17 protein-coding genes are annotated in these 19,518 nt (G+C 74.7%); 10 read left to right on the top strand and 7 right to left on the bottom strand.

What is annotated here, in order from left to right; genetic code table 11:
• The first annotated feature begins 2 nt into the window (after positions 1-2).
• A complete protein-coding gene (locus ACFXGA_RS01705; RefSeq protein ID WP_378083341.1) occupies positions 3-1,190 on the top strand; it encodes an LLM class flavin-dependent oxidoreductase in 1,188 nt (395 codons plus the stop codon).
• A 103-nt stretch (positions 1,191-1,293) separates the two neighbouring features.
• A complete protein-coding gene (locus ACFXGA_RS01700) occupies positions 1,294-1,869 on the top strand; it encodes an HhH-GPD-type base excision DNA repair protein (RefSeq protein WP_378083338.1) in 576 nt (191 codons plus the stop codon).
• 36 nt (positions 1,870-1,905) lie between these two features.
• Here ACFXGA_RS01700 and ACFXGA_RS01695 read toward each other — a convergent pair whose 3' ends face one another.
• Positions 1,906-3,096 (bottom strand): MFS transporter, encoded by a 1,191-nt coding sequence (locus ACFXGA_RS01695; protein ID WP_378083336.1) that lies wholly within the window; start codon positions 3,094-3,096, stop codon positions 1,906-1,908.
• An 85-nt stretch (positions 3,097-3,181) separates the two neighbouring features.
• Here ACFXGA_RS01695 and ACFXGA_RS01690 point away from each other — a divergent pair, with 85 nt between their 5' ends.
• The 7 genes from ACFXGA_RS01690 (at position 3,182) to ACFXGA_RS01660 (ending at position 7,154) form a co-directional block, all read left to right on the top strand.
• The gene (locus ACFXGA_RS01690; RefSeq protein ID WP_378083334.1) at positions 3,182-3,490 is read left to right on the top strand and encodes an ArsR/SmtB family transcription factor; all 309 of its coding nucleotides are present in this window, start codon (positions 3,182-3,184) and stop codon (positions 3,488-3,490) included.
• Entirely contained in the window at positions 3,487-3,864 is a 378-nt protein-coding gene (locus ACFXGA_RS01685; RefSeq protein WP_378083332.1) for a hypothetical protein, read from the top strand. Before ACFXGA_RS01690 ends, ACFXGA_RS01685 begins: the two co-directional genes overlap by 4 nt.
• 121 nt (positions 3,865-3,985) lie before the next feature.
• Positions 3,986-4,687: an ABC transporter permease gene (locus ACFXGA_RS01680; protein ID WP_378083331.1), complete on the top strand. Its 702-nt coding sequence runs from the start codon at positions 3,986-3,988 to the stop codon at positions 4,685-4,687.
• The gene (locus tag ACFXGA_RS01675) at positions 4,680-5,477 is read left to right on the top strand and encodes an ABC transporter permease (protein WP_378083330.1); all 798 of its coding nucleotides are present in this window, start codon (positions 4,680-4,682) and stop codon (positions 5,475-5,477) included. Before ACFXGA_RS01680 ends, ACFXGA_RS01675 begins: the two co-directional genes overlap by 8 nt.
• Positions 5,474-6,427: an ATP-binding cassette domain-containing protein gene (locus ACFXGA_RS01670; RefSeq protein ID WP_378083328.1), complete on the top strand. Its 954-nt coding sequence runs from the start codon at positions 5,474-5,476 to the stop codon at positions 6,425-6,427. The genes ACFXGA_RS01675 and ACFXGA_RS01670 overlap by 4 nt, the downstream gene beginning before the upstream one ends.
• A 39-nt stretch (positions 6,428-6,466) precedes the next feature.
• Positions 6,467-6,862 carry a bacteriophage spanin2 family protein gene (locus ACFXGA_RS01665; protein WP_378083325.1) on the top strand — a complete coding sequence of 132 codons (396 nt, stop codon included), beginning with the start codon at positions 6,467-6,469 and terminating at the stop codon, positions 6,860-6,862.
• A 67-nt stretch (positions 6,863-6,929) separates the two neighbouring features.
• Positions 6,930-7,154, top strand: a complete 225-nt coding sequence (locus ACFXGA_RS01660; protein WP_378083323.1) for a DUF1918 domain-containing protein — start codon at positions 6,930-6,932, stop codon at positions 7,152-7,154.
• 193 nt (positions 7,155-7,347) lie between these two features.
• Here the strand turns inward: ACFXGA_RS01660 and ACFXGA_RS01655 are convergent, their stop codons facing one another.
• Together ACFXGA_RS01655 and ACFXGA_RS01650 are read right to left on the bottom strand one after the other, a co-directional pair.
• On the bottom strand, positions 7,348-8,157 hold the full coding sequence (locus ACFXGA_RS01655; protein ID WP_378083321.1) for an inositol monophosphatase family protein: 810 nt from the start codon (positions 8,155-8,157) through the stop codon (positions 7,348-7,350).
• Positions 8,158-8,212: 55 nt separating this feature from the next.
• Positions 8,213-9,202, bottom strand: a complete 990-nt coding sequence (locus ACFXGA_RS01650) for a malate dehydrogenase (protein WP_378083320.1) — start codon at positions 9,200-9,202, stop codon at positions 8,213-8,215.
• 155 nt (positions 9,203-9,357) lie between these two features.
• On the opposite strand from ACFXGA_RS01650, the gene ACFXGA_RS01645 reads away from it, so the two are divergent.
• Positions 9,358-9,945: a pentapeptide repeat-containing protein gene (locus ACFXGA_RS01645; protein WP_378083318.1), complete on the top strand. Its 588-nt coding sequence runs from the start codon at positions 9,358-9,360 to the stop codon at positions 9,943-9,945.
• On the opposite strand, the gene ACFXGA_RS01640 is transcribed toward ACFXGA_RS01645, so the two are convergent.
• The 4 genes from ACFXGA_RS01640 to ACFXGA_RS01625 all read right to left on the bottom strand — a co-directional run bounded on the left by ACFXGA_RS01640 (position 9,942) and on the right by ACFXGA_RS01625 (position 19,509).
• Complete coding sequence (locus ACFXGA_RS01640; protein ID WP_378083315.1) at positions 9,942-12,533, bottom strand: glycohydrolase toxin TNT-related protein; 2,592 nt, start codon at positions 12,531-12,533, stop codon at positions 9,942-9,944. The two genes, ACFXGA_RS01645 and ACFXGA_RS01640, sit on opposite strands and share 4 nt — an antisense overlap.
• Before the next feature lie 97 nt (positions 12,534-12,630).
• Complete coding sequence (locus ACFXGA_RS01635) at positions 12,631-14,103, bottom strand: TNT domain-containing protein (RefSeq protein WP_378083312.1); 1,473 nt, start codon at positions 14,101-14,103, stop codon at positions 12,631-12,633.
• Positions 14,100-14,591 carry a hypothetical protein gene (locus ACFXGA_RS01630; RefSeq protein WP_378083309.1) on the bottom strand — a complete coding sequence of 164 codons (492 nt, stop codon included), beginning with the start codon at positions 14,589-14,591 and terminating at the stop codon, positions 14,100-14,102. Before ACFXGA_RS01630 ends, ACFXGA_RS01635 begins: the two co-directional genes overlap by 4 nt.
• The gene (locus ACFXGA_RS01625) at positions 14,554-19,509 is read right to left on the bottom strand and encodes a glycohydrolase toxin TNT-related protein (protein ID WP_378083307.1); all 4,956 of its coding nucleotides are present in this window, start codon (positions 19,507-19,509) and stop codon (positions 14,554-14,556) included. Before ACFXGA_RS01625 ends, ACFXGA_RS01630 begins: the two co-directional genes overlap by 38 nt.
• Positions 19,510-19,518: the final 9 nt, after the last annotated feature.

Below are 19,518 nucleotides of genomic sequence, written 5' to 3'. Positions count from 1 at the left end.
GCGTGAAGATCGACGTGTTCAACGAGATCCAGGACCCGCGCCCGTGGCAGGACGGCCACCAGCACGCCCGCATCACCGAGGCGCTGGCGCAGGCCCGGTTGGCCGACGAGCTGGGTTACGGGTGCTGGTGGCAGGTCGAGCACCACGGCGCCGACGAGTTCAGCCTGTCGTCCGCGCCGGAGCTGCTGCTGGCGGCGATCTCGCAGCAGACGTCCCGGATCAGGCTCGGCCACTCCGCGGTGCTCGCGCCGGCGCGGTTCAACCACCCGATCAGGGCAGCCGAGCGGGCCGCGACGCTCGACCACCTCAGCGGCGGCCGGGTGGAGTTCGGCCTGACCCGGTCCACCGCGCCGGAGTGGCGCCTGTTCGGGGTCGACCCGGCGGACGTGCGGCGGCAGACGCAGCAGGCGTTCGAGATGATCCCGCGGATGTGGACGTCGGAGCGCTTCTCGCACTCCAGCGAGGACTTCGAGATCCACGACGTGCCGGTCGTGCCCAAGCCGCTCCAGCAGCCGCACCCGCCGCTGTGGCAGGCGGCGGCGAGCCCGGCGTCGTTCGAGGAGGCGGGCCGCCGGGGCGTGGGGGTGCTCGGGACGACCATGTGGGAGTCCGTCGAGCGGGTGCGGCGGATGGTGGAGCTGTACCGGGCGGCCGCCGCCGCGTGCACGTCGCCGGTCGGCGCGTTCGTCAACAACCAGGTCGCGTTCTTCACGTTCGTGCACTGCGCGGAGACCGACGAGCAGGCGGTCCGCAACGGCGCGGTGGCCGCGGCGGCCTGGTACACGGTCAAGGCGCTGACGTTCTTCGAGGCGGCGGACTACTTCGTCGAGACGGTGCGGCACCAGGAGGAGCTGGTGCGCGGCCCGTCGGGCGGCGGCCTGACCGGGGAGTTCCTGCGGGCGGAGGCGTCGGCGGCCGGCGGGCCGACCCGCGCCCAGGTCGTGATCGGCCGGGTCCTGCAGGGCGAGGACGTGCCGCCGGAGGAGATCTTCGAGGCGTTGAACGAGCAGGACTCGCTGATCGTCGGCAGCCCGGAGACGTGCCGGCGGAAGCTGCGCGTGTACGCGGACCTGGGCATCGACCGCCTGATGGCCTTCCACCAGGTGGGCGGGCTGAAGCACGAGGACGTCATGCGGAGCCTGCGCCTGGTCGGCGAGCTGATCCCGGAATTCGACCGGCACGCCGAATAGTCGCCCCGCGGCCCGGCGCGACCGGGGCGCCGCCGGGCAGGGCGCGCGACTCGCGCCCGAGTTGGGCGGGTGGGGTGGTGGAGCGGGTGCGAGGATGGCCGGCATGCCGAAGAAGCTGCGCCTGACCGGTGACCCGGCCGCCGACGAGCTGCTCAGCAAGGATCCCTTCGCGTTGCTCACCGGGCTGCTGCTGGACCAGCAGTTCCCCATGGAGCACGCGTTCGCGGGCCCCCGGAAGATCGCCGACCGGATGGGCGGGTTCAGCATCACCAGGATCGCCGAGGCGGACGTGGACGAGTTCGTGGAACTGTGCGTCCAGCCGCCCGCGATCCACCGGTACGGCGGCTCGATGGCACGGCGGGTGCACGCGCTCGCGCAGCACGTGATCGAGCACTACGACGGCAAGGCGGCGAACATCTGGAAGTCCGGCAAGCCCGACGGCCGGGAGGTGCTGCGCCGGGTCAAGGCGCTGCCCGGTTTCGGCGACCAGAAGGCGCGGATCTTCGTCGCGCTGCTGGGCAAGCAGCTCGGCGTCCGGCCGGACGGCTGGCGGGAGGCCGCCGGGGCCTACGGCGAGGAGGGGTCGCGGCGGTCCATCGCGGACGTGACCAGCGCCGAGACGCTGGCCGAGGTCCGGGCGTTCAAGAAGGCGGCCAAGGCGGCGGCGAAGGAAGGCTGAGGCGGGCCGCCGGCCGGGGGTCGGCGGCCCGGGCCGTCAGCGCTGGGCCAGGTCCTCCACGGGCGGCGCGACCACGGGCGCGTCCTGGGGCTTCAGCGAGAAGACCAGCATCACCAGCGCCACGACGGCGAGCAGCGAGGCGATCGGCGCCAGCGGCAGCAGGCCGGCCCAGCTGATCACCAGGCCGCCGACCACGCCGGACAGCCCGATGCCCAGGTAGATGGCGGACGCGTTGAGCGACAGCAGCAGGCCGCTGTTGGCCGGCGCCAGCTCGATCAGCCAGCTCTGGATCGGCGGGTTCGCCGACCACGTCAGCGCGCCCCAGGCGAACAGCGCGACCGCGGCCGACACCGGCGTGGTCGTGGTCAGCGGCAGCGTGGCCAGCACGACCGTGAAGCAGCTGAACAGCACGACGAGCAGCTTGCGGGTGTCGAAGCGATCGGTCAGGCGGCCCGCGCCCCAGTTGCCGAGCACCGAGCCGAGCCCGTACGCGACGAGCAGCACGCCGATCGCGGCCCCGCCCAGGCCCGTGGTCTCGGCCAGCAGCGGCGCGATGTAGTTGAAGACGCTGAACACCGCCAGGCACGCGAGCACGGTCAGGCCCAGGACCATCAGCACGCGCCGGTCGGCGGCGGGCGCGAACCGCTGCCGCAGGCCGACGGCCGGGGGCGCGTCCACGCGCGGCAGCCAGCACCGGACGGCCACGGCGGCCAGCGCGGACACGGCCGCGATCAGCGCGAAGACGCCCTGGTAGCCGAGGGGGCCGCCGAGCAGGTTGCCCGCGGGCACGCCGAGGACCAGCGAGAACGTCAACCCGCCGAACACCAGCGCGACGGCCCGGCCGCGGTGTTCGGGCGGGCTGAGGACGGTGGCGACGAGCGTCGCGGCCGGCGTGTAGGCGGCCGCGCCGAGGGCGCTGACCACGCGTGCCACCAGCAGCAACGGGTAGTTGGTCGCGAGCGCGGCGAGCAGGTTGCCGACCGCGGCCACGCCGAGCGCCGTGACCAGGAGCGTGCGGCGCTCCCACCGGCCCGTGACGGCGGCCAGGAGCGGTGAGGAGACGGCGTAGGCGATGGCGAACGCGGTGAGCAACTGGCCTGCCGTGGCGTGCGAGACGTGCAGCTCCTCGCTCACGGCGGGCAGGACGCCGGAGACGATGTACCCGCTCGTGCCGATGGCGAAGCCGCCGGCGGCCAGGAGGTACGTGCGAGCGGTGCGGGCGGGCATGGCGCTCCCCGGATCGAGTGATGTTTCGACGGTCACCGTACTACGACGCCCATCAAAGTACGACTGATATCGTAGTATTGCCGCCATGACCACCGCGCTCGCTCACCCGGAACTGGACGAAATACGGATAACGTCGGTGCTGCACGCGCTCGCCGACCCGGTCCGGCTCCGGATCGTGCGCGCGCTGGCCGAGCACGAGGAGGGCATCTCGTGCGGCGCGCTGCCCCTGGGCGTGACGGCGTCGACGCTGACCCACCACGTGCGGACCCTGCGCGAGGCGGGGGTGGTCCGGGTCCGCCCGCAGGGCACGTCCCGGATCAGCTCCCTGCGCCGGGCCGACCTGGACGCGTTGTTCCCGGGCCTGCTCGACGGCGTGCTGGCGGCCCGGCGGTGAGCGACCCGAACGACTGGGAGTGGGTCCGGGTGCTCGCGCAGGGGCGCGTGTACGACGACGGCCGGCCCGCGGCGAACCGGCTGGCGTGGGCGGCGGTGGCGCTGGCCGCCTCACGCGGCGGCGAGCGGTGCGGCGTGCGGCGGGAACGGGCCGTGGCGGACCGGTTCGCGCTGCGGGCGCGGCTCGTGCGGTCGCTCGGGCCGTGGGCCGCCGACCCGGACGCGCTGGTCGCCGACGTGCTGGCCGAGGACGGGCTGCCCGGCCGGCACCGGAAGGTCGTGGCGCGGGCGCTGGAACCCGTGGTGCCGCACGTGGTGGACGCGGGCCTGCGGGAGCGCGCCGGGCGGTGGGTGGCGGAGGGCGGCGCGGGCTGAGCGCCCCGCGGTAAATCGGTTGCCGCCGTTCCTAGGGTGAACAGACGTGCGTGCCTACGCCCGTCTAGCGCTGGCCGGATTCCGAAGACATTCCACCTACCGACAGGCGATGGTCGCCGGGATGGCGACGAACGTCGTCTTCGGCCTGCTCAGGATGGCCGTGCTGGTCGCGGCCGTCGGGCAGGCGCCCATCGCCGGCTACGACGTCGCCGCCACCGCCACCTACGTCTGGCTGGGGCAGGGGCTCCTGGCCGTCGTCGTCCTCTGGGGCGACAAGACCCTGTCCGACCGCGTGCGCAGCGGCGACGTCGTGGTCGACCTCCACCGCCCCTGGCACCTGCAATCGGCGTTGTTCGCCGAGGACGTCGGCCGGGCCGGGTACGCCGTGCTGATCCGGTTCGCGCCGCCCGTCGCGTTCGGCGCGCTGCTGTTCCCGTTCCGCTGGCCCTCGCCGGGCACGTGGGCGGTGTTCGCGGTCAGCGTCGCGCTGGCCACGACCGTCAGCTTCGGGTTGCGGTTCCTGGTGAACACGACGACGTTCTGGCTCCTGGACCACCGGGGCGTGCTGGCGCTCTACACGTCCGCCACCTGGCTGTTGTGCGGGTTGGCGGTGCCGTTGGCGTTCTTCCCCGACTGGGCGATCCCGATCGTGTGGTCCACGCCGTTCGCCGCGATGCTCCAGGCGCCGGTGGAGGTGTTCCTGGAACGCGGCTCGCCGTGGCCGCTCCTGGCGGGCCAGGCGGCCTGGGCGGTCGCGGTCCTGACCGCGGGCCACCTGGTGCTGCACCGCGCCGTGCGCAAGGTGGTGGTCCAGGGTGGCTGACCACGTTTACGCGAAGCTGGTCCGCGCGCGCCTGCGCGGGCAGACGACCTACCGGACCTCGTTCGCGCTCCAGTGCCTCGCGCAGGCGGTGAACCAGTCCGCGGAGCTGGCGATCATCCTGGTGCTGTTCCACCGGATCGGCGCGCTCGGCGGGTTCTCGGTGGACGAGGTCGTGCTGATGTACGCCATCGCCGGCATCTCCTTCGGGATCGCCGACCTGGTCGCCGGCCAGCTGGACGAGCTGCCGTCCTACATCCGGACCGGCGCGTTCGACGTCCTGCTGCTGCGGCCGCTGGGCACCCTGGCGCAGATGATGGCGTCGGACCTGCACCTGCGGAAGGTCGGCCGGATCGCGGCCGGGGCGGCGACCCTGGCGTACGCGTTGGCGCGCAACGACATCGCGTGGTCGCCGTGGGCGGTGGCGCTGGTCGTGGTGGCGCCGATCAGCGGCGCGGTGATCTTCGCGTCGATCTGGGTCGCGGCCAACGCCGTGTGCTTCTGGGTGGTCGACGGCCAGGAGGTCGCCAACGCGGTCACGTACGGCGGCAACGCGTTCACCTCGTACCCCATCACGGTCTACGGGCCGTGGTTGCGACGGTTCTTCGCGTTCGTCGTCCCCGGCGCGTTCGTCGCCTACTACCCCAGCCTGGCCCTGCTGGACCGCCCGGACCCGTTGGGCGGACCGGCGCTGCTGGGCTGGGCCTCACCGCTGGTCGCCGCCGCCGCGGCCGTCGTCGCCGGTCTCGTGTGGCGCACGGCCGTCCGGCACTACCGAGGGACTGGGTCATGATCGAGGTGCGCGACCTGCGCCGCGAGTTCGTCGTCACGGCCAAGGCCGGCCGGTTCCGCAGGCACCGGCACGTCGTCCGGGCCGTGGACTCCGTCTCGTTCGACGTCGAGGCGGGCGAGGCGGTCGGCTACGTCGGGCCCAACGGCGCCGGCAAGTCGACCACCATCAAGGTGCTGACCGGCGTCCTCGTGCCCACGTCCGGGCACGTGCGGGTGTGCGGGGTGGACCCCTCGCGGGCACGGCGCGAGCTGGCGCGGCGGATCGGCGTCGTGTTCGGGCAGCGCAGCCAGCTGTGGTGGGACCTGCCGCTGCGGGACAGCTTCGAGCTGCTGCGCGCCATCTACCGGGTGCCCGCGGCCGACCACCGGCGCCGGTTGCGGGAGTGCGCGGAGTTGCTGGAGCTGGACCCCTTCCTGGGCACGCCGGTCCGCCAGCTCTCGCTGGGGCAGCGGATGCGCGGCGAGGTCACCGCGGCCCTGCTGCACGGGCCGGAGCTGCTGGTGCTGGACGAGCCGACGATCGGGCTCGACCTGGAGTCCAAGGAGCGGCTGCGGGAGTTCCTGGCGGAGCTGAACGCGCGACGCGGCACGACGCTCCTGCTGACCACGCACGACCTGGACGACATCGAGCGGCTGTGCCCGCGCCTGGTGGTCATCGACCGGGGGACGGTGCTGGCCGACGGACCGCTGGCCGACCTGCGCGCCGAGGTGGCGCCGGAACGCGTGCTCGTGGTGGACCTGGAGGAACCGGCGGAGCTGGACGGGTTCCCCGGCGTCACGGCGGTGCGGACCGAGGCGGGCGGGTTGCGACACCACCTCACGTTCCGCCGCGAGGACACCACCGCGGCCGCGTTGATCTCCGCCGTGGCCGCGCGGGCGGCGGTGCACGACCTGGTCGTCGTCGCGCCGGAAATCGACGACGTGGTGCGGCGCTTGTACGCGCGTCGGTAGAGTCGGACGAAACGGTCAACGGAGAACGGGAGCACCCCCATGCGCGCAGGTCGTCCGCTAGCCACCCTCCTGCTGGCGGTGGGGCTCGCCGCCGCGGTGTCCGGCTGTGAGGCCGTGCAGCAGGCATCCGACACGGCCAACCAGGTCGGCCAGGCCGCGGACAAGGCGCAGCTGTGCATCGAAGCGCTCAAGCTCGCGGGCTTCACCCCCGACGCCGCCGACCCGCAGAAGGCGGTGGAGGAAACCCAGCAGAAGGCCAAGGAGCTGGAGGACCTGGCCGCGAAGGCGGGCGACACCACGCTCAAGGACGCCATCACCGGCGTCTCCGACACCATGGGCAACGTGACGCTGGACGACCTCAACCCGTCCAACATCGCGGCGTGGTCGCAGGAGAAGCTGGACCGGGTGGCGAAGCTGTCCAACGCCTGCGCCTGAGCGGAAATGCCAGGCTGTCGGTACCTTCGGAACAGTCCTACGCTGTGACGCACCGGAGGTGTTGCAGATGCACGCGACAGTAGGCGACCGGTTGCACATCCACAGCCGCGCGGTGGGTCTCGACGAGACGATCGGCGAGATCCTGGAAGTCCGCGGCTCGGGAGGTGCGCCCCCGTACCTGGTCCGCTTCTCCGACGGCCACGAAGGGCTGGTCTACCCCGGCCCCGACAGCCTGGTCGAGCCGCGGACCCCGGAATCACCCAGGATCAAGGACTCGACCCCGGCGCGGTAGGGCGGCGCCGGGTCGTCCCTCCGAACCGGCCGGTGCGCGCGGCCTCGTGGGCGCACGCCGGCCGGCGCGGGCACGTCCCGCCGGCCGTCCGGTGTGGACGGTCGGAGCCGTCACACGTTCAGGTGGACTTCCCGACGACGCCCGCGCCGCCCGGTGAGCCGCGCCCGAGCGGAACGGCCACCTGGGAGCGGTCTCAGCCGAGGATCGTGGTGATCAGGTCGTCGGCCAGGGCCGGCGTGGCGGCGGCGATGCCCGACCAGCGGCGCGACAGGTCCAGGTCGAACGTCAGCGGCCGGCCGCGCAGGTCCAGCAGCGCGCCCCCGGCCGCCGGCACGGTGACCAGCGCCGCGATCAGGTCCATCAGGCGGTGGGTGTCCGAGCCGGGGTCGGCGAACGCGTCCACCGCGCCCTCGGCCACCAGGACGGCCTCCAGGCACGTGGTGGACAGGATCCGCACGCGCTCGACCTGGTTCGCCACGCGCATCCACGCGTCCTCGGCGCCGCGCTTGGGCCGCATCAGGCAGATCGACGCGCCCTTCAGCTCGGTGCGCCCCGTCGTGCGGTAGGGCGTCGGCCGGCCGGCGTGCGCCGACCACGCGCGCCCGGTGTCGAACCAGACGGTGAGGGCCTCGACGGGCTCGTCGTCGAGCACCAGCGCGCCCGCGAAGCAGGACAGCGGCACGCCCATGGCGGCGTTCGCGGAACCGTCCACCGGGTCGATCACCAGCGTGGCGGCGGACCCGTGGTCCAGGAAGCCGGCCTCCTCGGACAGCAGGTTCGCGCCCGCCGCCGCGGCGGCCTCGGCGATCGCCGCCTCCACGATCGCGTCCACCCGCATGGTGGGCGTGCCGTCCGCGCCGTCGGCGATCTCCTCGCGCAGCTGCGCGCGGCTGAACTCGCGCCGGGCGCGGTCGTAGGCGGCCGACGCGGCGAGCGCGGTGGCGGCGAGCGCCGGGTGCACGTCGGAGGGCAGGTTCGGGGTCGGCACGGGCCACTGGGTCATGCGCCCAACATGCCACGGGAGGGCCACCGGCGGCGGCCCTCCCGTGGGGTACGACTCAGATCAGGCCCAGGGCCTTGACCGCGTCGCGCTCCTCGGCCAGCTCGGCCACGGAGGCGTCGATGCGGGCGCGGGAGAAGTCGTCGATCTCCAGGCCCTGCACGATCGAGTACCGGCCGTCGGTCACGGTGACCGGGAACGACGAGATCAGGCCCTCCGGCACGCCGTACGAGCCGTCCGACGGGACCGCCATCGACACCCAGTCGCCCTCGGGCGTGCCGTTGACCCAGTCGTGCACGTGGTCGATGGCCGCGTTCGCCGCCGACGCCGCCGAGGACGCGCCGCGCGCCTCGATGATCGCCGCGCCGCGCTTGGCGACGGTCGGGATGAAGTCGTTCTCCAGCCACGCCTGGTCGTTCACGGCCTCGGCCGCGTTCCGGCCCTTGACCTCGGCGTGGAACAGGTCGGGGTACTGGGTGGCCGAGTGGTTGCCCCAGATGGTGAGCTTCTTGATGTCGGTCACCGACACCCCGAGCTTCTTGGCGAGCTGCGACAGCGCCCGGTTGTGGTCGAGGCGCGTCATCGCGGTGAACCGCTCGGCGGGCACGTCGGGCGCGTGCCGCTGGGCGATCAGGGCGTTGGTGTTGGCCGGGTTGCCGACGACCAGCACGCGCACGTCGTCCGCCGCGCCCGCGTTGATCGCCTCGCCCTGCGGCTTGAAGATGCCGCCGTTGGCCTCCAGGAGGTCGCCGCGCTCCATGCCCTTCGTGCGCGGCCGGGCGCCCACCAGCAGCGCCACGTTGACGCCGTCGAACGCGGTCTTGGCGTCGTCGGTGATGTCGATGCCGGACAGCAGCGGGAACGCGCAGTCGTCCAGCTCCATCGCGGTGCCCTCGGCGGCCTTCACGGCCTGCGGGATCTCCAGCAGGCGCAGGCGCACCGGGACGTCGGGGCCCAGGAGGTGGCCGGAGGCGATGCGGAACAGCAGTGCGTAGCCGATCTGGCCGGCCGCACCGGTGACGGTGACGTTCACGGGCGTGCGGGTCATGTGCCTTCCCGAATGTTGTGGCTTCAGTCCTCGGGCACGACCACTAGGCAGGCTGACGACCTGTCAGCGGCGGTCTCTACTCCGGGACCGCGCACCGGGCGGGTTGCCCGGCAGGTCGGAGGTTACCAACTGGCGAACGATGACAAGGTGTGACAGTGGACATCATCGGCGAGGACTACACCGACGCGGTCTTGTACGGGCAGAGCTGGGAGGGACGGTCGTTCGTCCGGTGCGACTTCACCGAGGCGGACCTGCGGGGGCTCACCACGTCCGGGTGCACGTTCACCGAGTGCCGGTTCGACCGCACCGACCTGGGCGAGTCGGCGCACAAGGCGAGCGCGTTCCGCTCCTGCCGGTTCGAGCGGGCGGTGCTCGCGTCCGCCGCGTTCACGTCGTGCTCGTGGCTCGGGTCGGTGTTCGCGGACTGCGCGCTGCGGCCGATCACCCTGGAGGAGACCGATCTCACGCTCGCCGGGCTGTCCGGCGCCGTGCTGCGGAAGGCGTCGCTGCGCGGCCTGCGGCTGCGCGAGGCCAACCTGGAGAACGCCGACCTGCGCGAGGCGGACCTGCGCGACGCCGACCTGACCGGCGCCCGGCTGTCCGGGTGCCGGTTCGACGGCGCGGACCTGCGCGGCGCGCGGCTGGACGCCGACGGCCTCGCCCAGGCCACCCTGCGCGGCGCGCGGGTGGACCTGGACACGGCCGTCGCGTTCGCCGCCGCGCACGGGCTGCGCGTGTCCTAGTGCGCCGGGGGCTCCTGGCCCGCGACCTCCACCAGCACGCCGTCGGCGACCATGTCGTCGATCGTCTTCGGCATCAGGTAGGCGGTGCCGCCGCCGGGCTGCTCGAACCACGGCACCGCGACGCCGGTCAGCACCTCGACCGGGCGGCGCAGCCGGTACACGTGGTACGGGCGGTTGATCCACGACGGCACCAGCGAGCGCTGCGAGAACGGCGTGCCCGCCGCGTAGACCAGGTTGCCCTCGCCCTCGCCGAAGCGGTCCACCTCCATGCCGGCGGGCAGCTCCACCATCTTCTTGTGCCGGAAGAGGGTGAGCGGCGGCTCGCCGTTCATCGGGTTGATCGGCCAGGTCCGCTGCGGCTTGGCCTCCTGGGTGGAGGTCGCCGCGGCCGCGGGCTGCGGCGCGACCTGCGTGGGCGGCTCGACCGGCGGGCGCTGCGGCGGCGCGGGGCGGCGCGGCGGCTCCTCGCGGAACCCGTTGTTCATCGGCGGGCGCGGGCGTTGCGGCGGCGGGGGCGGCGGCAGCGGGGCCGGGCGCGGCACCCGCCGGTTGGTCAGCACGAGCTTGCCGACCAGGTACGCGGCCGCGTCCTCCAGCCGGTCGAAGCGGACCGGGTTGGTGGGGCCGTGGTCGAACCACGACACCTCCCAGTCCGGGCCCTCGGTGCGCAGCAGCCAGGTCCGGTCGGCGGGCTCGCCGAACCGGTAGGCGGCGGGCGGCACGTCCAGCTCGTCCAGGGCGCGGCGGAGGCCGGACAGCTCCCGCTCCTCCTCCGGCGTGACGTGGCGCGGCTCGACCGGCTTCGGCGGCTGGACCGGGGGTGGCGGCGTCAGGGGCGGCGCGGGCGGCGCGGCCGGGCTGACGTCGTCGAACGGCTGCACCGCCTCGGCGAACTGGGTCGCCTGGTCCGCGAACGGCGGCGGCACCTGCTCGAACTGCTGCCGATCGTCGTGCCGGTCGTCGTCGTGCCGGTCGTCGTCGTGGTCCCGGTGGTCGTCGTGGTGGTCGTGGTCCCGGTGGTCGTGATCGTGGTCGTCGTGCGGCTCGTGCTCGGCGCGCGTCCCGTCGTCGTGGCGCTCGTCGGGCTCGGCGTGGTCGTCGAAGCGGGACTCGTCCGACTCCTCGAAGCGCGCGTCGGCGTGGTCCTCGAACCGGCCGCCCTCGCGCTCGTCGTCGTGCCCGGGGGTGTAGAGCCGGGCCTGGTCGACCCCGAACTCCGCCGTGACCTCGACCTCGTCCGCCTCGGCCCGCGGCTCCTCGGCCGGCGCGGGCTCGTGCTCGACCCGCGGTTCGCGCACCGGATCGCGGTCGTCGTGCCGCGGCTCGTCGGCGGCGGCCTCGCCGGTCGGCCCGGCCTGCTCCGCCTCGGCTTCCTCGTCCGTGAACGGGTTCCAGGTCTGGGTGTCGTTCAGCTCGCGGTCGTACGCGGCGGGCGCGAACAGGTCCATGCCGTCCGCGTAGGACTCGCGGCGGTACCGGTCGTCGATCACCGGGCCGTCCTCTTCGAACCGCACCCGGTACGGCGGGCCCTCCTGGGCGTACTCGATGACGTCCGGCTTCAGCTCGGTGAGGTTCGCGGTCTCCTCGACGTCGGTGTTCGCGGCCGGTTCGACGGCCTGCCGCGGCTCGTCGGCGAGCGGCTCGGGCAGCGGCGCGGCCACCGTCGCGCCCACCTCGACCGGCGGCTCGACCGGCGCGGGCGGCGCCTCGGCCACGGGCAGCTCGGTGCCCTGCGGCGCGGCCGGCGCGCCCAGGTTCGCCGCGGCGGCGACCCGCGCCTCCTCCGTCACCTCGGGCAGCACGAAGTCCTGCGCCCGGGCCCGCTCCACCAGCTCGGGCTCCGGCGGCACGCCGTAGGCCCGCAGGTAGTAGCCGACCGCGGCGGGCCAGATCCAGTGCCCGTCGGTCTGGAACGCCACCGGCACCACCGACGGCGCGTCCGGGTTCAGCACGTCCGCGTCGAACCCGCGCCCGATCACCGCGACCGGGGCCCGGTCCAGGTAGCTCAGCAGCAGGTCGCGGTCGGCGTCCGCGACCGGCGGCCGGTTCACCGACGGCCGCCCGCCGGGGCCCGCGCCGTCGAACACCCGGGCCGTGCGGAACGCGCGCGGCGGCTGCGGCTGGTCGGCGGGCGGCGGCGGTGGCGGCGGGGGCGTCGCCTGCTGGAGGCGGCGGCGCAGCCAGTCCGGCACGTTCTCGTCGGTGCGGGGGAAGAACCGCATCTCGTCCAGGTACGCCTGCGGCGGCGGTGGCGTCGTCCAGGTCGGCTCGGCCCGGTCGAAGTCGAGGTTGTAGCTGGACGGGTGGTCGAGCTGGTAGCGGGCGTTGGACCAGCTGCCGCGACCGTCCCGGTACATGCCCGCGCGCAGCCGCGAGAACAGCCCGGCCACCTCCTGCGGCGGCGACCAGGCGCGCACCGCGCCGTCGGCGGTGCGGACCTCGGCGGCCAGCTCGAAGTACCGGCCGGTCGCGCGGTACTCCGCGGTCACGTGCCGCCACTCCTCGGGCGCGGCCCTCATCAGCGTCAGGCCGATCTGCTTGACCAGCGCATCCTGCTCGGTCGGGTTCAGCGGCTTCAGCTCGGACACGTGCACATCTTCCCCCGCGACTCCCCGTGCCCGCACGTGACCCCGCTGAGCCGAACGGAGCAATGCCGTCGAGCGGGGTCCGCGGGGCGTCCGGGGGCTACGGCCGGACCGGCGGCGGGGGCACCTCGACCAGGCTCCCGTCGGCCAGCAGGTCGCGCACCGAGGTCGCCAGGAAGTAGCCCGTGCCGCCGCCCGCCTGCCCGAACCACGGCACCGCGACGCCCTTCAGCGCGGGCACCGGCTTCTGCACCCGGTAGACGTGGTAGCGGCGGTTCAGCCAGTCCGGCGGCAGCGAGCGCTGCCCGAACGCGGTGCCGGCCGCGTAGACCAGGTTGCCGGTGTCCGCGCCGAACCGGTCCAGCTCGACGCCGACCGGCACGACCACGTCCTCGCGGTCGCGGAACAGCGACAGCGGCGGCTCGTCGGGCAGCGGCCGGATGTCCACGACGGGCGCCACGAGCGCGCCCGTGTCGGCCGCGGCCGGGGTCCGGTCCACGTCCGCCCGCCACAGCAGCTCGGCCAGCAGCACCTTGGCCGCGTCCACGGCGTGCTCGTACACCCGCGGCCTGCCGTGCGGCCCCCGGCTGCCGTCCCAGAACTGGACCTGCCAGCCGGACGGGCCGGGCGCGGGTTCGAGGACCAGCGCGTCGGGCTTCGGCTCGACGATGCCGTACTCGGACTCGGCCACCCCGAAGTGGTCCAGCCGGGCCTTGAGGTGGTCCAGCGCGCGCCGGTCGGCGTCGGTGATCACGCGCGGCCGGTGCTCGGGCAGCGGCGCGCCCTGCGCCTGCCCGGTCGCCACGGCGGCGGCCGCCCGCTCCGCCTCCGGCCCGACCGGCGGCACGGCGTAGCCGTTGTCGCGGATGTGCTGCACGAGCTGCGGCACCGGGGGCACGTGGTGGCGGCGCAGGTAGTAGGCCACGCCGCCGGGCCACACCCAGACGCCGTCGGTGTGGAACGACAGCGGCACGGACGGCGTCGAGCCGGGGTCGAGCACGTCCGGGCCGTAGGAGCGCGCGGCCAGCACGACCGGCGCGTTCTCCAGGTAGGCCAGCACGTCGTCCAGCTCCTGCGGGTGCACGGCGGGCCGGTCGCGCACGACCGGGTCGGGCCCGTCGAACAGCGGCGCGGCGATCACCGCGGGGCCGACGCCCGCCCGCAGCCAGTCCGGGACCGCGTCGTCGTCGCGCGGGTACAGCTCCAGGTCCTCGGCCAGGTGCTCCGGGCCGGGCGGCTGCGTCCAGTCCGGCTCGCCGTCCCGGTCGAACTCGGCCGAGTACGTGTCGGGGTGCACCAGGCGGAACTTCATCGTGAACCACGTGCCGCGGCCCGGCCGCGCCATGCCGTCGCGCAGCCGCACGAAGAACGGCAGCGCCTCCGGCGGCAGCTCCCAGTCGAACGACGAGCCCCACATCGTCAGCCCGGAGACCTCCGTCTCCAGGTAGCGGCCCACCATCCGGAAGTCGACGGACAACTGCTCCCAGTCGCCGGGCAGGCGCTGCACCAGCAGGGTGGTGACGGAGCCGAGGATCGCGTTCTGGTCCTCGACGTCCAGCTGCGGCGCGGTCATGCGTTCTGCTCCTCGGTGCTCGGGCCCTTCGCGCCCTCGGCCGCCTCGACCAGCTTGGCGCGCAGCCAGTCGGGGACGAAGACCTCGTCGCGGGGGAAGACCTCCAGGTCGCGGGCGAAGTCCGCGGCCGGCACGGGCGGGTCGAACCGCGGGTCGTGGTCGAAGTTGTACGTGATGTCGATGCTCACCGGCGCGTTCACCACGCACCGGGCGGAGAACCACGTGCCGCGGCCGGGCTGGTAGAGCACCTGCCGCATCTCCTGGAACGCGGCGTTGAGCCCCTCGGGCGGCAGCACCTCGGGGGTGGAGCGGTCGGGCATGTAGACCTTCAGCACCGCGTCCTGCACCGCCACGGTCATCCGCACGAGCAGGTCGATCCGCCGGAAACCCCCCGGAGCAGCGTCCAGCAGCATGCCGCCGATGTGCTGGAGCAGCTCGTCGTGGCGCTGCTCAGAAGTCGGCCGGCCAGAGGGCTGCGTTGTGCTCATTCGGGTAGCTCCTGACGTAGATCTCGGTGGTGCCGTCGGCGAGCGTCACACGCCACCGCGTCTGGTGCGTGTGCGGGTGGCGTTGCAGGGGGTCGCGCAGGGCGAACGTGTCGATCAGCTCGACCGTACCGCCGGATCCCGCGAAGCCCGCGCGGTCCCGCTCCACCCGGTGCCAGGTCTCGGCCGTGACGAACGCGGGCCGCCCGTTGCCCTGGTTCTGGTCGCGCTGCCGGCTCGACCGGTTCGCCGCCTCCCCCGGACCACCGGTCTCGTTGCCCTGGTGGTGGCCGCCGTCGGACAGCTTGCGGCCGTCGGCGTCCACCTCCCCGTGGCTGCCGACGTCGGCCTGGGCGCCGTCGCGGCGGATCGCGCCACCGGACCTCAGGTCCGGCCGCCCCGGGCGGGGGGGCGGGGGGCCCGCGCCCGGTGGGGGCGCCCCCCCCCCCCACGCGCGCCGCCCCCCGCCCCCCCCCCCGCCCCCCCGCCCCCCCCGGCCGGTCGTGGCGACGGTCTCGCCGTCGCCGTTGGCGCGCCCCCGCCACGCGTCGTCGTCGGCGACCAGCACCGCGTTGGGCAGCGGGTTGTTCAGGTCGGGGCTGAAGGGCCGGAAGGTGTGCACGTGCGAGGTCGAGCCGTCCGGGCCGGTCTGGAACGTGCCGTAGCCCTGCCCGCGGTGGTCGTCCAGCACGAACCGGGTGTCCGGCGGCAGGCCGGCGCGGGCGGCGAACGGGTCGGCGTTGCCGAACGGCCGCGTGACGGCCGCGCGCTGCTCCGGCGTCCAGCCGCCGGTGTCGCCGCCGACGACCTGCACCGAGTGCGCGTACCCGTCGTCGGTCCTAGTGCGCCGCGCGGCCAGTTCCACCACGCCGTTGGCGGGCGTCGGCCAGGTGGCGGTCGGGCGCTGGGCCGGGCCGAGGCCGTAGAAGCCGTCGGACGTGACCTGCGCGTGCGCCGGGGCCTGGCCGATCTCGGCGTTGACCCGGCTGACGCTGGTGTCCCTCGGCAACTCCTGGCCGGTGCGGAAGTACGACTCGTGGTCGGCCAGTCGGACGTGCTGCTCGTGCGCGGTCCCGGGGGCGGACCAGGGCTGCTGGACCTGCGGCTTGATGTCGAGCCGGCCGCGGTGCGCCTGGTCGTCGGCGGTGGCGAGGTCGCCCCGGGGCTCGTGGCCGGGCGGCATCCCGCGCTCGCCGACCGGCGCGTGCGTGCCGTCGGGCTCGAACGCGTGCCAGCCGCCGTCCGGCGGGAGCTTCGGCCCGGCCCCGTCCGGGGAACTGGCGTAGACGTTGCCGTCCCGGTCGGACCAGGCGAGGGTGTCCGGCGCGACGACCCGCTGCCCGGTCTCGCGGGCGACGTGCGCGGCCAGGCTGTCCCCGCCGCCCGCGGCCGCGTCGCAGCCGACGAGCAGCAGCGGCCGGCCGGCGAGGTCCGGGTGGTGGGCGATGAGCTGGACGAGTTCCGCGCGGGTGTAGTGCGTGCCGCCGATGCGGACGCCGTCGCCGTCGGTGTGCACGTCGAGGACGGCGTGGCCGTCGGTGGCCGGGACGCGGGAGGCCAGGTCGCGGAGCCGGTCCTCCGCGTGCAGGGCGACGCCCGCGTCGGTGACCTGGCTGTTGCGGATCGCCTGGTCGACGCGCTGGGACACCTCGCCGAGCGGGATCGGGCCCTGGTGGGCGACCGGGCCGAGGTCGGGGTTCGGGGCGGTCGGCCCGTCACCGGGCACGTAGCCGTCGAACGCGCCGTTCCGGGCGTCGGCCACGCTGACCGGGTCGGGCGTGCGGACGTTGCCGTCCGCGTCGAACGTGCCGAAGTCGGGCGGCAGCACCCGGCCGTCCGCGGGTGGCGCGGCGACCTCGTGCAGCAGGCCGAGGTCGACCAGCCGCTGGACGCTCATCTTGCCCGTGGACGGGTCCACGAGGTCGGCGTCGAAGACCGGCTGGAGCTGCCGCGCGCCGCCGTTCTGGTCGAACGCGGGGGCGACCCGGGCGAGTTCGACGGTGAGCGGGGCGTCCAGGACGTAGACGTGGTAGCCCTTGCCGAGGCTGTCCGGCATGATCGCGCGCTCGCCGAAGCCGTATGCCTCGCCGTCGGGGCGCAGGGGCGAGAGGAAGTCGCCGTTGGGGCTGCCGAAGCGGTCGAGGACGGTGCCGGCGGGCAGTTCCACGACCACCCGCGCGCCGTCCGCGCCCTGGTTCGGCGGCCAGTCGATGCTGCCGTCGGGCTTGGAGTGGGCGTCGCGGAAGGACTGGTAGTCGCCGTACGGGCCGTAGGGCTGGTAGGTCGGCTCGATCAGGGCCGCGACGCGGTGGTCGTACGTGCCGACGGCCTGGTCGGTGGGGCCCGTGCTCTCGTGGACGGGGATGTAGTCACCGTCGGCGGAGAAGCCGGGGACGACGCCGGCCGGTTGCCCCCAGACGTTCTTGTGGGGGAAGGGATCCGTTCCGGTGCCGGTGTCCGTTCCGGCGTCGGCCTCGGCCGGCCATTCGTGGCTGGAGGCCGGGGTGTGCTCGTCACCGGGTTCGCCGACGAGGTCCGCCGGCGCTTCCACTGCGTCGGTGCCGGGGTCCGCACCGGTCGTGTCGGCGCTGGTCGTGTCGGCGCTGGTCGTGTCGGCGAGATCCGACTTGGGCGAGTCCGCCGCGGGGCCGTCAGTGCTCGGCGTGGGTCCGTCCGCGCCGCGCGCGGCCGGCGCGGGACCGTCCGCGCGGATCGGGGCCGCGGACGTGGGTCGGGACGAGGACTCCGGAGCGCGTGCGGGAGCCGCCGAGGCGTCCGGTCGGACGGGTGCGGCCGATGCGCCGGGCTGCGGTCCGAACCCGCCGGGCTGCGCCGGGATGGCGGGTGCCGGCGCGTGCGGCGGCGGAGCCGTCGGAGCCGGGCCGCGCTGCTCGGGCATCGACGCGGGACCGGTGGCCGGCAACGGCTCGGTCGGCAACCCGGTCAACGAACCGGCGGCCACCGCGTCGTTCCCCCGGGCGTGCTGATCGCCGGCGTTCTGATCGCGTTTGACCTGATCACGCTGAGGTTGATCGCGGTGGGTCGGCGCGGCGGACTCGGGTGTGAAGGCGTTGCCCGCCGCCGACGGCCCACGCGACCCACCGGCCGTGGTCGACGCACCGCCACCGGTCCCGGCGGCCATCGGCATGCCACCCAGAGGCGCGGAACCGACAGGCCCTGAACCCGCCACTCCCGAACCAACCGGCCCCGCACTTGCCGGCGCAGAACCGGCCGGGGCGGACCCACCGGGGATTCCGCCCGCCGGCATCCCACCCCCGACAGAACCACCGACAGGCACGGCCCCCGGCACACCACCACCCGGCCGGACACCGGACCCGACCGACCCACCGTGCGGCGTCGCCGCCGGAGTCGCGCCCGACCCACCCGGCGCAGCACCGCCCACCCCGGGCGTGAACGCCGAACCACCCGGCACCGACCCACCGGCCGGCATCCCACCGGGCATCCGCGCCGCGGCACCGCCGGGAGCCGAACCGGGAACCGAGCCCGCCGCCGAGCCGCCGGGTGTCGGACCGCCGGGTGTCGAACCACCGGGAACCGCGCTGCCCGGAACCGCACCGCCCGGGATCGCACGCCCCTGAACCGCACCGCCCGGCACCGCGCCACCCGGCACCGCACCGCCTGGAACCGCACCGCCCGGAACCCCCGGCGTGGCCGGACCGGGCACCGATCCCAACCGGCTCCCGATCGACGGTCCGGCGGCGGCGACCGGCGCGGTCGGCACCGACGCCCCGCTCCGCCCACCGGGCGCACCGGCCGGAGCCCCGCCGACCACCGGAGGCGTCGAAGAACCGCCGGTCAGGGAACCGCCCGGGGAACCACCGGCCGGGGAATCCACACCGACCGAGGGCACCGCGCCCACCCTGGGACCGGGCGCGGGCGGCGCGGCCACCGACGACGCCGCGGTCGCCCCGGCGGGCCGGTTCAGCCCGTCACGGCTCACCGGCGGACCACCGGGGGAGCCGCCCGGCGAACCACCTGGCACCCCGCCGGGAACGGCACCCGGCACCGGTCCCACGTGCGGCGGCGCGCCGACCGGCGCACCGGGGTCGATCCGCGGCGCCTCGACGGAGATCCCGTCCTTCGCCCCGCCGACCCCGCCGGACACCGCGCCGGCCGACGCGCCCATCAGCACGTCCCGCGCCGAGATGTCCTGCCCGAGCGCCGCCGCCGTGCCGACCGTCGACACCGCGCCCTCGACCGCGCCACGCGTCGCGCCTGCGGCCACCCGCCCGGCCAGCCCGCCGCCCTCGAACTTCAGCCCGCCCGACACACCGCCGACCACACCGGACACCACGCCCGACACGGCCGCCTCGGTCGTCTTGCCCCAGTCCCACGACTCCCGGTCGCCGCGCGCCACCTGCACCGCCTGGATGGCCGCGTCGATGCCCACGGAGACGGCGACCTCGCGGAGGATCGCGATGACCAACTGCCGGAACGTGAACTGCACGACCAGCCGCGTCGCCTGCTGCGCGATCGGGATGCCCGCGGTGGACGCGCCGAACGTGCCGAACGCCGCGGCGACCAGCGCGGCGATCTCGATCGCCAGCGCGACCAGCGACGCGATGATCGACAGCTTGGTGTACTCCACCTCCAGCGCGGTGTTGTCGCAGCTGTCCGCCAACTGCTCGCAGATCTCCCGCAGCTTCGGCAGGTACGAGCCGTCGCCCTCGGTGAACTTGTGCCAGTACTCCTCGAACCGCTGCGCCGCCTCGCCGGTCTGGCTCGCGAGCACCGTGGACGCCGCGCCGTTGCCCTCGTCGATGACGGCCTGCACGCCCTGCGCGGCCGTGCGGTAGGCGTCGGCCATCCGCCGCAGCGCCGTCTCGTCCCCCTCCGGCCAGCTCTGCCCGACCACGATCGGGAACAGCCAGGTGACCTCGCCCGGGATCTCGATGCCCACCGCGTCGCC

Origin of the sequence: Actinosynnema sp. NPDC059335 (assembly GCF_042752395.1) — a bacterium.
Classification (GTDB): Bacteria; Actinomycetota; Actinomycetes; order Mycobacteriales; family Pseudonocardiaceae; genus Actinosynnema.
The sequence above is the reverse complement of the archived record's forward strand: the minus strand, read 5'-3'. Positions and strand labels throughout refer to the sequence as shown.